The following is a 14,130-nucleotide window of genomic DNA, read 5'->3' as shown; positions in this document are numbered from 1 at the left end:
GTGCTCCTCCATCGGTCCTGGCGGTAGCACCCGGGTTCGGGTTGCTGCGGCGTCGTCGAGCCAGATCTCTCGGCCGCTCTGGATGGTCCTGCGAACTGTAACGCCTCGTCGGCGGCCCCGCAGCGACTCGGGCCGGCCCGGCACCGGAGGGGTCCGGCGCAAGCCGTTGCGCACGAACGATTTCGAAGCCGGGTGCGGATATCCGGTACCTTCCCGAACCGCTTGACGGACCCCGGTTCGGCTGTCACTGTCGAATCAGGTCATGAGTACCAGCGCGAAGCCCCGGCTCGCTGGTCGGCAACCCTCCTTCCGTCGTGGGGTGCTCCGGGTGATGACCCGACCCGCGGGTGTCGCGGGTAAGGACGTTGAAGGAGACGCACGTGTCCCACCAGACCTGTCGACGCTGAGCGTCCGCACTCCCCGCTGAACACCCCGGGCCACCCCGTCCGGCGGTCCCCCCTGCGCCGGTCCGCCCGACGCTCCCCCGCCGCGCCCTCGCGCGCCCCACGCCGCCCTGGAGACGACGTGATCGAGCCATGATCGAGCTGAGACAGCTCACCAAGACCTACGGGAGCACCACCGTCCTCGACCGCCTCGACCTGCTCGTCCCCGCCGGCAGCATCACCGCCGTCGTCGGGCCGAGCGGGGCCGGCAAGAGCACCCTCGCCCAGTGCGTGACGCTGCTGACCCGGCCCACGTCGGGTTCCGTGCTCGTCGGCGGCCAGGACCTGACCCACCTCGGGGAGGGACGGCTGCGCGAAGCCCGTCGCCGCATCGGCACGATCTTCCAGTCCGACGGGCTGCAGACCCGGCGCACCGCCGCCCAGAACGTGGAACTCCCGTTGCGCTACCTCGGGGTCGTCCCCCGCGAGCGGCGTGCCCGGGTCGCCGAGCTGCTGGAGCGGGTGGGTCTGGCCGACCTGGCCGGCCGCTACCCGCACGAGCTCTCCGGCGGTCAGCGCCAGCGCGTCGGGATCGCCCGCGCCCTGGCCCTGCGCCCGAGCGTGCTGCTCTCCGACGAGGCGACCTCCGGGCTGGACCCGCGCTCGACGGCCTCGATCGTGGCGCTGCTGCGCGAACTGCGCGACGACCTCGGGCTGTCCATCCTGTTCATCACCCACGAGATGGACACGGTCGTCGAGGTCGCGGACTCCGTGGCCCGACTCGAGCACGGCCGCATCGTCGAGTCGGCGCCCCTGCTGGACGTCCTGCGCGACCCGGGGTCGCCCGTCGGGGCCGCGCTGCTGCCCCGACGGGCGGTCGCCACCGATCCCCGGCTCGTCACCTGGACGGTGCACTACCGCGGCGACGACGTGCCGGCGGACTGGCTGACCAGCACGGCCCGCGAACTCGGTCACGACCTCGCCCTGCTCGGCGCCTCCGTGAGTGCCGTCACCGGGCGGACCGTCGGGCACGCCACCCTCGGGGTGCCGGACTCGGTGGACCCCGCGCGGCTGATCGCCGCCCTCGAGCGACGGGGACTGCACACCCGCGCCACCGAGGCGCCCTCGACCCTGGAGCTGGTCCCGTGAGCCCCGCCGCCCTCCCGCTGGCCTCGAACCTGGACACGCCCCTGCCGCAGATCCCGGCGCTCGTCCTGCCCGCCCTCGGCGACACCCTGCTGATGGTCGGCATCGTCATGGCCCTGGTCGTGCTGCTCGGGGTCCCGCTGGGGGTCCTGCTGCACAACCTCGCCCCGGACGGGTTGCTGGAGAACCGCCCGGCCCACCGCGTCCTCGGCTGGGTGGTCAGCACCGGGCGGTCCCTGCCGTTCCTGGTGCTGATGGCGGCGCTCGTGCCGTTCACCCGGTTCGTCACGGGTACGAACATCGGCATCCGGGCGGCCGTCGTGCCGATGGTCCTGGCCGGCACCGCGTTCTTCGCCCGCATCGTGGAGAACTCGCTGCGCTCGGTGCCCCCGTCGGTGGTCGCCGTCGCGAAGGCCTCGGGAGCCTCTCCGCTGCAGGTCATCACGAGTGTGCAACTGTCCGAGGCGCTGCCCTCGATCATCGGCGGCCTCACCATCAACACCATCGCGATGATCGAGTACTCGGCCATCGCCGGGACGATCGGCGCCCCCGGGGTCGGCTACCTCGCCATCACCTACGGGTACCAGCGCTTCGACCACGCCGTGATGATCGCGACCATCGTCGTCCTCGTCGCCCTGGTCGCCTCCGTGCAACTCCTCGGCGACGCCCTGGCCCGCCTCGCGGACCCGCGCGCCCGTCGCCGCAGCGCCGCCCCCACGAACTCCCCCACCGCAGACCTGGAGAACTCCCTTGTCCACTGAGACCCGCCCCGACGCCAAGCCCGCCGACGACCACGGTTTCGAGGTCCGCCGCCGACGACTGTGGCCGTTCGTGGCCGGCGGTGCCGTCGTCCTGCTCGGGATCGCCGCCGCGGTCGTCGTGCCCCGTCTCGGCGGCGAGGACAGCGCCAACACCCAGGCGGGCGCCACCCTCTACGTCGCGACCGCCGAGGGCAACGCCCGCGAGGAGGCCCTCATCGACTACATCGCGAAGGACGTCGCCCCCGCGCACGGCATCCACGTCGAGTTCAAGGCCCTGGCCGACAGCAACACCATCAACCGCGCGGTGAACGACGGCGAGGTCGCGGGCACGATCTACCAGCACAAGCTGTGGCTGGGTCAGGTCCTGCAGGCCAACCCGGGGTTCCAGGAGACCGCGGCGACGCCGGTCTTCCGGTGGGGTTTCGGCCTGTGGTCCTCGAAGTGGAAGACGCCGGCGGAGATCCCGCAGGGCGGCACGATCTCGCTGTACTCCGACCCGGCGAACGAGTCGCAGGGGTTGTTCGTCCTGGAGAAGGCGGGGCTCATCACCCTCGAACCGGGGACGGACATCGGGACGGCGACCGTCGACGACATCGCCGAGAACCCCAAGGGCCTGCAGTTCACGCTGCTGGACTTCGGCGCGCAGTCCCGCGCCCTGCCCGACCTCGACGCCGCCGTCGGCTACACCGAGTACTACCTCGCGGCCAAGATCCCGATCGAGCAGCAGATCTTCGCGCCCGCCGCCCCGGACGAGTTCGCGGGCCAGCTCACGGTGGGCACGAAGTGGATCGACACCGAGAACGTCAAGGCGCTCATCGCGACGTTCCAGGACCCGAAGGTCCAGGAGTACCTCTCGAACGACGCCGACGTGAAGGGTGTCCTGCTGCCCCTCGACGCCACCTGAGCCAGGCGCCCACAGCAGTGATGCACCCTTGCGTCGACACGCCGGCGGCCACCGCCTGGACGTCGGCGTGTCGACGCGAGGCTGCAGAACTACTGCGGGGTCGGCACCAGCCCGGCCAGCACGAGGCAGGCCACCGCCAGCACCAGCAGGATGGCGACGTCCACCGGGCGGGAGCGGACCGCGAGCGATCCGGCCACCCGCACCGGCAGGACGAGGCGCAGCACGGCGGCGACCGCGAGGTCGGCGCCGAGCAGCACCCCGCCCGACGTCGGCCCCGCGAGCAGGGTCAGCCCCAGGGCCAGCACGACCCCGCCGACGAGGGTCAGCAGGACCGCGTTGCCCGGGGTGGGAACCCGCTCGGGAGCCTGGGTCATGGATCGACGCTACCGGGGTCGCTCAGTGCGCGAAGTGGCGCGCGCCGGTGAAGTACATGGTGATCCCGGCCTTCGTGGCGGCCTCGACGACCTCGGCGTCCCGGATCGACCCGCCGGGCTGCACGATGGCGCGCACCCCGGCGTCGATGAGGATCTGCGCCCCGTCAGCGAAGGGGAAGAACGCGTCGGAGGCGGCGACGGAACCGGTGGCCCGCTCCACGCCGGCGCGTTCCACGGCCAGCTTGCAGGAGTCGACGCGGTTGACCTGACCCATGCCGACACCGACGGAGGCGCCGTCCTTGGCCAGCAGGATCGCGTTCGAGCGCACCGAACGCACTGCGCGCCAGGCGAACTCGAGGTCGGCCAGGACCTCGGGCGAGGCGGCCTCGCCGGCGGCGAGGGTCCAGTTCGCGGGGGCGTCGCCCTCGGCGTCGATGAGGTCGAGGCTCTGCACGAGCACCCCGCCGGACACCATGCGCCACTCCTGCGGGCGGCGGCCGTAGCCCTCCGGCAGCTGCAGCAGCCGGACGTTCTTCTTGGCCTGCAGCACCTCCAGCGCCTCGGGCTCGAAGCCCGGGGCGATGACGACCTCGGTGAACACCGGCGCGACCTGGGCGGCCATGGCCGCGGTCACGACGCGGTTGGCGGCGATGACCCCGCCGTAGGCGGAGACCGGGTCGCAGGCGTGCGCCTTGGCGTGGGCGTCGGCGACGTCGGAACCGGTCGCGATGCCGCACGGGTTGGCGTGCTTGATCACCGCGACGGCGGGGCCGGCGAGGTCGAACGCGGCGCGCAGGGCGGCGTCGGCGTCGACGTAGTTGTTGTAGGACATGGCCTTGCCGTGCAGCTGGACGGCCTGCGCGATGCCCGGTCCGGCGGTCGGGTCGGCGTAGACGGCGGCCTGCTGGTGCGGGTTCTCGCCGTAGCGCAGGACGGCGCTGCGTTCCAGCGCCATCCCCGTCACCGCGGGCCAGCCCTCGTCGTCGGCGGCCAGCGTCTGCTGCGCGAACCAGCCGGCCACGGCCGTGTCGTAGGCGGCGGTGTGCGCGAACGCGGCCGCGGCCAGGCGCTTGCGGTCGCTCAGGTCGAACCCCCCGTCGGCGACGGCCTTCAGCACGTCGGCGTAGCGGGCGGGGTCGACGACGACGGCGACACTCGGGTGGTTCTTCGCGGCCGCACGGACCATCGACGGCCCGCCGATGTCGATCTGCTCGACGACCTCGTCGTAGCCGGCGCCCGAGGCGACGGTCGCGGCGAAGGGGTAGAGGTTCACGACGACGAGGTCGAAGGGTTCGACGTCGAGCTCGGCCAGCTGGCGCACGTGGTCGGGCAGCCGGCGGTCGGCGAGGATCCCCGCGTGCACCCGCGGGTGCAGGGTCTTGACCCGGCCGTCGAGGCACTCGGGGAACCCGGTGAGCTCCTCGACGGGGGTGACGGGCACGCCGGCGGCGGCGATGCGCGAGGCCGTCGAACCGGTGGAGACGATCGCGACACCCGCGGCGTGCAGCCCCTGGGCGAGTTCCTCCAGGCCGCTCTTGTCGTAGACGCTGACCAGCGCGCGCTTGACGGGGACCTGGCGTGCCTCGCGGGTTTCCGGTGCCATCGGCGGGATGCCGTCCTCTCAGGGGTGGGTGGTGAGCGTGCGGGCCAGTCGGCCCACGACGTCGACGAGCAGCTCGCGCTCGTGGCTCTTGATGCGTTCGTGCAGGGAGTGCTCGTTGTCGCCGTCCAGGACGCGGACCGCGACCTGGTCGAGGATGGGGCCGGTGTCCACGCCGGAGTCGACGAGGTGCACGGTGCACCCGGTGACCTTCACCCCGTGCGCGAGCGCGTCGCGGACGCCGTGGGCACCGGGGAAGGACGGCAGCAGCGCGGGGTGGGTGTTGACCATGCGCCCGCCGAACGCCTCGACCATGGGCGCTCCGAGGATGCGCATGAACCCGGCGAGCACGACGAGGTCGGGGGCGCGACGGGCGACCTCGGCGGTCAGCGCCGCGTCCCAGGCGGGGCGGTCGGCGAAGTCGGCGGGGGCGACGGTGAACGTGTCGGCCCCGGCGGCGGCGGCCCGCTCCAGCGCGGGCACCCCGAGCTTGTCCGAGCCCACGGCGACGATCTCGTAGGCGGGGTCGCCGGCGTCGAGGAGCGCCTGCAGGGTCGAGCCCGATCCGGAGGCGAGGACGACCACTCGTACGGGCACGTGGCGAGACTCTAGCCGTCGCGGTCGCCGGGGAAGAAACTCGTGGCATGACCCTGCGCACGCACCCCTGGCCCGCCGGCGTCCCGGCCCGGGCGGACCTCGCGACCGACGACCCCGGGGCGGCGGCGACCTTCTACGGGGCGGTCCTCGGGTGGACCGTCGTCGGGCACCGTCCCGACGGCTCCCCGCTGCTCGGGGTGGACGGCGCCGTCGCCGCGGAAGCCGGCCCGGCCACCACCTCCGGCTGGACGCTGTCCATCGCGACCACGGACCTCGACGCGACCGTGGCCGCCGTCACGGCCGCGGGCGGGTCGGTCCTGAGCGGGCCGGGCGACGTCGACGACGCGGGACGCTCGGCGGTGGTCGCCGATCCCACCGGGGCCGTCGTCGGGTTGTGGGAGGCCGGGACCCGCATCGGCGCGAGCTGGGTCAACGCCCCGGGCGGTCTGAACTGGGAGGACCTGCGCTCGTCCGACCCGGCGCTCTCCCGGGAGTTCTACGCCGCCGTGTTCGGCTGGACCTTCCGGGAGCTCTTCGACGGCTACGCCATCGCGGCCAACGTCGACGCGCCGCACCCGATCGGTGGCGTCGGCCCGCTCTGGGGTTCGGCGCCCGGGTGGCTGGTGTACTTCGGCGTCCCCGACGTCGACGCCGCCGTGCGGGCCGCGCTCGCGGGGGGCGGTGAGGTCGTGCACGCGGCCCACGACAGCGACTTCGGCCGGATGGCGCAGGTGCGCGACCCGTGGGGTGCGGGGTTCGCCGTCTTCACCCCGCTCCCCGGTGCGCCGCAGCCGGACCGCTGATCAGAGCAGCTTGCGGGGTGCTCCACCGCCGGCGTCGGGCATCGTCACGACGACCTTCGTCCCGCGCCAGGCCGTCCAGGCGCGGCCGAGCAGGACGGCGATCAGGGCTCCGGCGGCGACCTCTCCGCCGGCCGCGGCTCCGGTGAGCAGGGCGTCGGGTCCGAGGTCGGCCATGCGGCCGTGACCGAGCGCTCCCCCGGCGAAGAAGCCCAGGCCGGCGACCAGGACCCCGGTCCCCGCACCGGTCAGCAGCGCGGCGCCGCAGCGCGTCAGGAGCCCGTGGACGGGACGCCCGCGACGGCTCTGCAGCACCCAGGCGACAGCACCGACGAGGACCGGCACCGCGACGACGGCCCACGCCCACGCCGGGGTGACGCCGGGGGTCGGCAGGGCGCCGAGGACGGGCACGGTCGGCAGGGTGTCGAGCGTCGTCCCCCCGGGCGCGACCGACGTCCCGGTCCCGACGGCGAAGCCGACGCCGGTGGCCCAGGACAGGCCCCAGACCGCGAACGTGGGCAACAGCAGGGCCTGTGCGAGGGTCAGGAGCAGCCCGCCGAACACCCCCGGGTCCAGCGCCTCGTGCAGGGCGAGGACCTCGCTGCGACCGTGCACGAGGGCCACGGCGACGAGCAGCGCACCGGTCCCGACGAGTCCCGCGCAGGCGGCCACGGCCGGACGCAGGGCGGCCACCACGACGGCGGGGACGGCCGCGGGCAGGGCGGGACGGTGCGCCCAGAGGGCCACGAGCGCGCCGAGCGCGGCGACGAGGAACCCACCGAGCAGCGACATCGACAGCGACGCCGCCCCGACCCCGCTGCGCGAGACCAGGGCCAGCAGGACGGCGAACACGGCGTAGCCGCCGGCGAAGACCCCGAGACCCCGCCAGAACGGGACGTCACGTTCGGCCTCGAGCTGGTCGCGCAGCCACATCCGGACCGCACGCCGGGAGGAGAGGACCGCGAGCACGGTGAGCCCCAGCGGGGCGATCCCGACGCTGCCCCCGACGATCGCGACGGAACTGCCGTGCGCGAGCAGCCAGAGGTCGGCCCCGACCCGGGCCACGGCGGCCAGGGAGGAGGTGGAGCGCACCGAGGCGATCCACCCCAGGACGCACAGCACCACCATCGGCACGAGCAGGGTCAGCACCGCGCGCACGGACGCGGTGAGCAGGGGCAGCAGGTCCGCCGGGGTGGTCCTGGGGACCTTGGCGGAGCGGCGAGCGGCGGAGGTGTCGGTGGGCGTGGACATCACCACCGATGCTCCCCCGGCGGGGGGTCGAACCGCGGGACCGACACCCGCGGGGTCGAGACCGTCGGCTCCACGCCCCCGATCGGGCGGAGGGTGGAGCCGACGTCCGTGCGGGAGGCCTCAGAGGGCCTTGAAGATCTCCCGGGCCAGGTTGGCGGTCTCGGACGGGGTCTTCCCGACCTTCACCCCGGCCGCCTCGAGGGCGTCCTGCTTGGCCTGGGCGGTGCCCGCGGAGCCGGAGACGATGGCGCCGGCGTGGCCCATCGTCTTGCCCTCGGGGGCGGTGAAGCCGGCGACGTAGCCGACGACCGGCTTCGTCACGTTGGCCTCGATGAACTTCGCGGCGCGTTCCTCGGCGTCGCCACCGATCTCACCGATCATCACGATGACGTCGGTGTCCGGGTCGTCCTGGAACGCCTGGAGGGCGTCGATGTGCGTGGTCCCGATGACCGGGTCGCCCCCGATGCCGACGGCGGAGGAGAAGCCGATGTCGCGCAGCTCGTACATCATCTGGTAGGTCAGCGTCCCCGACTTCGAGACCAGCCCGATGCGTCCGGGCGGGGTGATGTCGGCCGGGATGATGCCGACGTTCGACTTGCCGGGGCTGATGAGGCCGGGGCAGTTCGGCCCGATCAGCCGCGTCGTGCCCGAGGCGGCCGCGAGCGCGTAGAACTCCGCCGAGTCGTGCACCGGGACACCCTCGGTGATGACGACGACGAGGGGGGTCTCGGCCTCGATGGCCTCGACCACGGCGCCCTTGGTGAACTTCGCCGGGACGAAGATGACGGTGACGTCGGCGCCGGTGGCCTCACGGGCCTCACCGACGGAGGAGAACACCGGGACCTGGACGGGCGAGCCGTCCGCCCCGGTGAACTCGACGGACTGACCGCCCTTGCCGGGGGTCACCCCGCCGACGATCTGCGTGCCGGAGGTCAGCATCCGCTGGGTGTGCTTGCGTCCCTCGGACCCGGTCATCCCCTGCACGAGGACCTTGGAGTCGGAGTTGATGAAGATCGACATCGTTCAGGCCCCCACGTTCGCCAGCTCGGCGGCCTTGTCGGCCGCACCGTCCATCGTGTCCACGACCGTCACGAGGGGGTGGGCCGCCTCCGCGAGGATGCGGCGCCCCTCCTCGACGTTGTTGCCGTCGAGGCGGACGACGAGGGGTTTGGTGGCCTCGTCGCCGAGGATCCCCAGCGCCGAGACGATGCCCTTGGCGACCTCGTCGCAGGCCGTGATGCCGCCGAAGACGTTGACGAACACGCTCTTGACCTGCGTGTCGTTGAGGATGACGTCGAGGCCGTTGGCCATGACCTGGGCGGAGGCACCGCCGCCGATGTCGAGGAAGTTCGCCGGCTTCACCCCGCCGTGCTTCTCCCCCGCGTAGGCGACGACGTCGAGGGTCGACATGACCAGCCCGGCGCCGTTGCCGATGATGCCGACCGCACCGTCGAGCTTGACGTAGTTGAGGTTGAGCGCCTTCGCCTTGGCCTCCAACGGGTCCGCCGCGGCGGCGTCGACCAGTTCGAGGTGGGCGGGGTGGCGGAAGTCGGCGTTCTCGTCCAGCGTCACCTTGCCGTCGAGGGCGACGATGTCGCCGGACTCGGTGCGCACCAGCGGGTTCACCTCGACGAGCGTGGCGTCCTCGGCGGTGAAGACCGCCCAGAGCTTCACGAACACGTCGGCGACCTTCTCCCGCAGCTCCTCCGGGAACCCGGCGGCCTCCGCGATCTCGGCGGCCTTCGCGGCGTCGATGCCGGTCAGCGCGTCGACGGCGACCCGGGCCAGCGCCTCGGGGCGCTCCACCGCGAGCTGCTCGATCTCCACGCCGCCCTCGACGCTGGCCATCGCCAGGTAGGTGCGGTTGGAGCGGTCGAGCAGCACCGAGAAGTAGAACTCCTCGGCGATCTTCGCGCCCTCGGCGATCATCACCTGGTGGACGGTGTGTCCCTTGATGTCCATCCCGAGGATCTCGCCGGCCTTCTCGGCCGTCTCCTCGGGGCTGTGGGCGAGCTTGACGCCGCCGGCCTTGCCGCGGCCGCCGACCTTCACCTGCGCCTTCACCACGACCGTGCCGCCACCCATCGCCTCGGCGGCCGCCCGGGCCTCCTCGGGGGTGGTGGCGACCTTGCCGTCCAGCACGGGTACGCCGTGCGCCGCGAAGAGGTCGCGCGCCTGGTACTCGAAGAGGTCCACCAGTGTTCTCCGTCTTCCTCGTCTTCGGTCGGAAGTTGAACTGACGTGCCGGACGGGCACCTCTCCAGGGTCACTGGTCGGGCGTCCTTCGTCGGCCGGCACCGGGCGTTCAGCACCCTAGCCCCGGGGCCGGCAGCGCTCGCGACCAGGGCGGGAGACCCCCGTCACAGCGGTGATCAACCTCCGCCGGGCAGGACGCGGACGCCCCCGACGCCGTCGCGCGGGCGGCGGGGCAGCCACAGGAGCGAGAAGCCGACGAGGGCCACGGCCCGAGCCGCAGGGTCACTCCCGGTGCTCGCCCGGCGGGACGACCCGCACCCGGACCGTGCCCGCGAACTCGTCGACGAGCGTGGCGAGCTGGTTCCCGTGGGCGAGGGCGATCCAGGTGGAGCTCAGCACCACCCGGCCGGGGACCCCGTCGGGCGCACCAGCACGTCGACCCCCTCGGTGACCGGGGACTCCCCCTCCTGCGGGACGACGACGGAGCGGACCCGCAGCGCCGGCCCCGCGGGCAGCACGACCTCGCGGACGTCGGCGCGCGGGTCGACGCCGGGGATCCCGACGCCGAACCGTTCCTCGGCCCAGGCCGTGAAGTCGTCCTCGGGCCGGGCCAGGACGTCGAGCCACACCGGGGTCGGGTCCTCGGGGTGGCCCACGTGGGCGAAGGCCACCCCGCCCCGGTCGCGGATGAGGTCGCGGGCCCAGCGGGTGACGGCGGCGAGCGGCGCTGCGGCGGCGTCGACCGCGGCGCGGTCCACGGTCTCCCCGGCGAGTTCGAGGTCCTCCGCGAGGAAGCGGTGGACGGCCAGGGCGTACTCCCGGGCGTCGAAGTCCTCGTCGAGGTTGATCGCGACCCAGCCCGCAGGCGCCTCGACGACCAGTTCCAGTTCGACGACGTCGTCCACGTCGGTACCCCTTCCCGTCGGCGGGCAGTGCACCACGTCGTCCAGCGCGGTGTCGCCGCGACCGTGTCGGCTACGGACCCCGTTCGCGGCGCTCCGACGACCGCGCCAGGATGGCGACACCATGGACACCACAGCTGCCGACCTCGAAACCGTGCTCGCCACCGCCGCCGCCGCACGACGTCCGCTGGCCCGCACCACCCCCGCCTGGCGCGCCGACGCGCTCGACGCCGTCGCCCGGGCCCTGGAGGACGCCCGGACCGAACTGGTGGCGCTCGCCGCCGCCGAGTCGCACCTGCCGCAACCCCGGCTGAACGGGGAACTGACCCGCACCGCCTTCCAGGCCCGGCTCTTCGCCTCCGGCCTGCGCGACGGCTCGCTCGTCCCCGCCACCGTCGACCACGCCGACCCGGACTGGGGCATGGGCCCGCGTCCCGACATCCGGCGGACGGTCGTGCCGATCGGTCCCGTCCTCGTCTTCGCCGCCAGCAACTTCCCGTTCGCGTTCAGCGTCTTCGGCGGCGACTCCGCCTCGGCGTTCGCGGCGGGTTGTCCCGTCGTCGTGAAGGTGCACCCCGGTCACCCCGAGCTGTCCCGCCGCACGGCGGACCTCGTCGTCGGGGCCCTGCGGGCGGCCGGTGCCCCGGACGGTTCCTTCGCCCTCGTCGAGGGGGTCGACGCCTCCGTCGCGGCGTTGCGCGACCCGCGCGTCAAGGCTGCGGGTTTTACCGGGTCGCTGCGCGGCGGGCGGGCGTTGTTCGACATCGCGACCTCCCGGCCCGACCCCATCCCCTTCTACGGCGAACTCGGCAGCGTCAACCCCGTCGTCGTCACCCCGTCGGCCTGGGCGCAACGGCCCGCCGACATCGCGCAGGGGTGGGCGGGTTCGCTCACCCTGGGTGCCGGGCAGTTCTGCACCAACCCCGGCGTCGTCCTGGTCCCCGACGTCGACGCCTTCACCGCCGCGGTCGAACTCCCGGTCCCCGGCCCGATGCTCAACCCCGCCATCGTCGAGGGTTTCGCCCGCAGCACGGACGAACTGCGCTCCCAGCCCGGGGTCGGCACGGCCCTGCAGGGCGAGCCCAGCGCCGAAGGCGTCCGGGCCGAGGTCCTCACCACCTCGGCGGCGGAGGTCCTCGAGAACCCCCACGTCCTCGACATCGAGGCGTTCGGCCCCGCCGGCCTCGTCGTCGGGTACTCCTCGCCGGAGGAACTCCTGCAGGTCCTCGACGTCTTCCCCGGCCAGCTCACGGGGTCCGTGCACGCCGCGGACGACGACCAGCTCGCCGCCGAGGTGGCCCTGGTCCTCGCCGACCACGTCGGCCGGGTGGTCTGGAACGACTGGCCGACCGGCGTCACCGTCGCCGCCGCCCAGCAGCACGGCGGTCCCTACCCCGCCACGACCGCGCCGTTGTCGACGTCGGTGGGTACGGCCGCGATCGAGCGGTGGCAGCGTCCCGTGGCCTTCCAGGGGGTTCCCACCGCCGCCCTCCCCGCGCAGCTGCGCGACGGGGAACAGACCGAGGACCGGAGGAACCCGTGAGCACCCGCCCCGACCAGTTCAGCACCGGCGACGACCCGATCGCCTCGGCGCTCGCCGGTTTCGCCCGCGCCCACGGCGCCACCGTCCGGGTCAGCCTCGACCCGGCCTACGTGGTCGCCGCCGACCCCGCACCGACCCGTCGGGTGGCGCTCGTCTCGGGCGGGGGTTCGGGCCACGAACCGCTGCACACGGGTTTCGTGGGCCGGGGCGGGTTGGACGCCGCGATCCCCGGTCAGGTGTTCGCCTCCCCGCACAACCAGCAGATCTTCGCCGGTGCCCGCGCGGCCGCCCTGCCCGGCGGTGTCCTGCTGGTCGTGAAGAACTACACCGGGGACGTCATCAACTTCCGCATCGCCGCGGAACGACTGCGCGCCGAGGGGATCGACGTCGAGACGGTCCTCGTCGACGACGACCTCGCGACCGAGAACGAGGCGGCGGAGACCGGCCGGCGGGGAACCGGGGCGACGGTCCTCGTCGAGAAGGTCCTCGCCGCCGCGGCCGATTCCGGGGCGTCGCTCGCCGACCTCGCCGACCTCGGCCGCCGCGTCGTCGCGGCCTCCCGCAGCCTCGCCGTCGCCTCCCGGGCGCACACCGCTCCCGGCGGGACCGGACCCGCGTTCGACCTGCCCGCCGGGCAGTTGGAGTACGGGGTCGGGATCCACGGCGAACGGGCGGTCTCCACCATCGACCGGCCCGGCAGCGAGGAGGTCGTGGACCGCATGCTGCAGGAACTCCTCGCCGCGGTCCCCGCCACCCCCACCGGGTACGCGGTCCTGGTGAACGGTCTCGGCGCCGCGACCGGGCTGGAGGTCTACTCGGTGCTGGACCGGGTGGCGCGGGGACTGGACGAGCGGGGTCTCACGCTGGCGGCGGCACTGGCCGGGACCTACGTGGCGGCCCTGGACATGCGGGGTTTCTCGATCACCCTGACGGCCCTGGAACCCGGGTGGGTCGAGCACCTGGCCGCCCCCACGGCCACCCCCGCGCTGCCCAGCACCGAACCCGTGGGCACCGTGGTCGCGGCGGCGGCGCAGGCCGACACCGGTGGACGCGAGGTCCGCGACGACCCGTTCCTCACCGCGCTCGGCCGTCTCGTGAGCGCGGCGAAACCCGAACTGACCCGCCTGGACCAGGTCACCGGCGACGGCGACTTCGGCGACAACCTCGACGGCGGGACCCGCACGGCCCTCGCCTCGCGCGTGGCCGAGGACGAACCGCAACCGGGGCTGCGCGCGGTGGAGCAGGCGTTCCTCGACCACGTCGGGGGTTCCAGCGGCCCGCTCTACGGGTTGCTCTTCCAGAACCTGCGCACCGCGCTGACCGACGGTTCGGGCGTGGACGCCGTGCGCGCCGGGCTGCGTTCCGCGCTCGAGGCCGTGCAGCGCGTCGGTGGTGCCCGCCCGGGCGACCGGACGATGGCGGACACCCTGCACGCGGCCGCGAACTCGAGCGGTGACGCCGCGGACCTGCTGCGGGCCGCGGTGGAGGGGGCGGCCGCGACGGCCGACCTGCTGCCCCGCCGGGGCCGCGCGAGCTACCTGGGCGAACGTGCCCTCGGAACCCCCGACCCCGGCGCCGTCGGGGTCGCGATCGTGCTCGCCGCGCTCGTCGAGGTCATCGACCCGACGGTCGACGCGGCCGCACTCGTCAACCCCTGGACCTGAGGAGCAACC

13 protein-coding genes and 2 riboswitches are annotated in these 14,130 nt (G+C 73.8%); of the genes, 6 read left to right on the top strand and 7 right to left on the bottom strand.

Annotated features, from left to right (window positions below; genetic code table 11):
• Positions 1 to 5 precede the first annotated feature (5 nt).
• A riboswitch (SAM riboswitch) is annotated at positions 6 to 89 on the bottom strand.
• A 169-nt stretch (positions 90 to 258) separates the two neighbouring features.
• Positions 259 to 369, top strand: a riboswitch (SAM riboswitch).
• Positions 370 to 536: 167 nt separating this feature from the next.
• The 3 genes from OG218_RS18900 to OG218_RS18890 are packed head-to-tail and all read left to right on the top strand — an operon-like array spanning position 537 to position 3,194.
• Positions 537 to 1,532: a methionine ABC transporter ATP-binding protein gene (locus OG218_RS18900; RefSeq protein WP_328294765.1), complete on the top strand. Its 996-nt coding sequence runs from the start codon at positions 537 to 539 to the stop codon at positions 1,530 to 1,532.
• Positions 1,529 to 2,290: a methionine ABC transporter permease gene (locus OG218_RS18895; RefSeq protein ID WP_328294764.1), complete on the top strand. Its 762-nt coding sequence runs from the start codon at positions 1,529 to 1,531 to the stop codon at positions 2,288 to 2,290. The genes OG218_RS18900 and OG218_RS18895 overlap by 4 nt, the downstream gene beginning before the upstream one ends.
• On the top strand, positions 2,280 to 3,194 hold the full coding sequence (locus OG218_RS18890; protein WP_328294763.1) for a MetQ/NlpA family ABC transporter substrate-binding protein: 915 nt from the start codon (positions 2,280 to 2,282) through the stop codon (positions 3,192 to 3,194). Before OG218_RS18895 ends, OG218_RS18890 begins: the two co-directional genes overlap by 11 nt.
• An 89-nt stretch (positions 3,195 to 3,283) precedes the next feature.
• On the opposite strand, the gene OG218_RS18885 is transcribed toward OG218_RS18890, so the two are convergent.
• Genes OG218_RS18885 through purN form a run of 3 tightly spaced genes read right to left on the bottom strand, consistent with a single transcriptional unit; the run spans position 3,284 to position 5,765 of the window.
• Positions 3,284 to 3,568 (bottom strand): DUF3017 domain-containing protein, encoded by a 285-nt coding sequence (locus tag OG218_RS18885; RefSeq protein ID WP_328294762.1) that lies wholly within the window; start codon positions 3,566 to 3,568, stop codon positions 3,284 to 3,286.
• Between the two features lie 22 nt (positions 3,569 to 3,590).
• Entirely contained in the window at positions 3,591 to 5,171 is a 1,581-nt protein-coding gene (gene purH, locus OG218_RS18880) for a bifunctional phosphoribosylaminoimidazolecarboxamide formyltransferase/IMP cyclohydrolase (RefSeq protein WP_328294761.1), read from the bottom strand.
• A gap of 18 nt (positions 5,172 to 5,189) precedes the next feature.
• Positions 5,190 to 5,765 carry a phosphoribosylglycinamide formyltransferase gene (gene purN / locus OG218_RS18875; protein ID WP_328294760.1) on the bottom strand — a complete coding sequence of 192 codons (576 nt, stop codon included), beginning with the start codon at positions 5,763 to 5,765 and terminating at the stop codon, positions 5,190 to 5,192.
• 47 nt (positions 5,766 to 5,812) lie between these two features.
• Here purN and OG218_RS18870 point away from each other — a divergent pair, with 47 nt between their 5' ends.
• Positions 5,813 to 6,568, top strand: coding sequence for a VOC family protein (locus OG218_RS18870; RefSeq protein WP_328294759.1), 756 nt, complete (start codon positions 5,813 to 5,815; stop codon positions 6,566 to 6,568).
• Here the strand turns inward: OG218_RS18870 and OG218_RS18865 are convergent, their stop codons facing one another.
• From OG218_RS18865 to OG218_RS18850, 4 genes are all read right to left on the bottom strand, one after another.
• Positions 6,569 to 7,816 (bottom strand): cell division protein PerM, encoded by a 1,248-nt coding sequence (locus OG218_RS18865; RefSeq protein WP_328294758.1) that lies wholly within the window; start codon positions 7,814 to 7,816, stop codon positions 6,569 to 6,571.
• 120 nt (positions 7,817 to 7,936) lie between these two features.
• Positions 7,937 to 8,836, bottom strand: coding sequence for a succinate--CoA ligase subunit alpha (sucD, locus tag OG218_RS18860; protein WP_328294757.1), 900 nt, complete (start codon positions 8,834 to 8,836; stop codon positions 7,937 to 7,939).
• A gap of 3 nt (positions 8,837 to 8,839) precedes the next feature.
• The gene (sucC, locus tag OG218_RS18855) at positions 8,840 to 10,012 is read right to left on the bottom strand and encodes an ADP-forming succinate--CoA ligase subunit beta (RefSeq protein ID WP_328294756.1); all 1,173 of its coding nucleotides are present in this window, start codon (positions 10,010 to 10,012) and stop codon (positions 8,840 to 8,842) included.
• Between the two features lie 392 nt (positions 10,013 to 10,404).
• Complete coding sequence (locus OG218_RS18850; RefSeq protein WP_328294755.1) at positions 10,405 to 10,917, bottom strand: hypothetical protein; 513 nt, start codon at positions 10,915 to 10,917, stop codon at positions 10,405 to 10,407.
• A 121-nt stretch (positions 10,918 to 11,038) separates the two neighbouring features.
• Here OG218_RS18850 and OG218_RS18845 point away from each other — a divergent pair, with 121 nt between their 5' ends.
• The gene (locus OG218_RS18845; protein WP_328294754.1) at positions 11,039 to 12,457 is read left to right on the top strand and encodes an aldehyde dehydrogenase (NADP(+)); all 1,419 of its coding nucleotides are present in this window, start codon (positions 11,039 to 11,041) and stop codon (positions 12,455 to 12,457) included.
• A complete protein-coding gene (locus OG218_RS18840) occupies positions 12,454 to 14,121 on the top strand; it encodes a dihydroxyacetone kinase subunit DhaK (RefSeq protein WP_328294753.1) in 1,668 nt (555 codons plus the stop codon). The genes OG218_RS18845 and OG218_RS18840 overlap by 4 nt, the downstream gene beginning before the upstream one ends.
• Positions 14,122 to 14,130: the final 9 nt, after the last annotated feature.

It is taken from the genome of Kineococcus sp. NBC_00420, from assembly GCF_036021035.1.
In the GTDB taxonomy this organism is placed as follows: domain Bacteria; phylum Actinomycetota; class Actinomycetes; order Actinomycetales; family Kineococcaceae; genus Kineococcus.
Note: the sequence above shows the minus strand (reverse complement) of the source record. Positions and strands in the feature narration are given on the sequence as shown.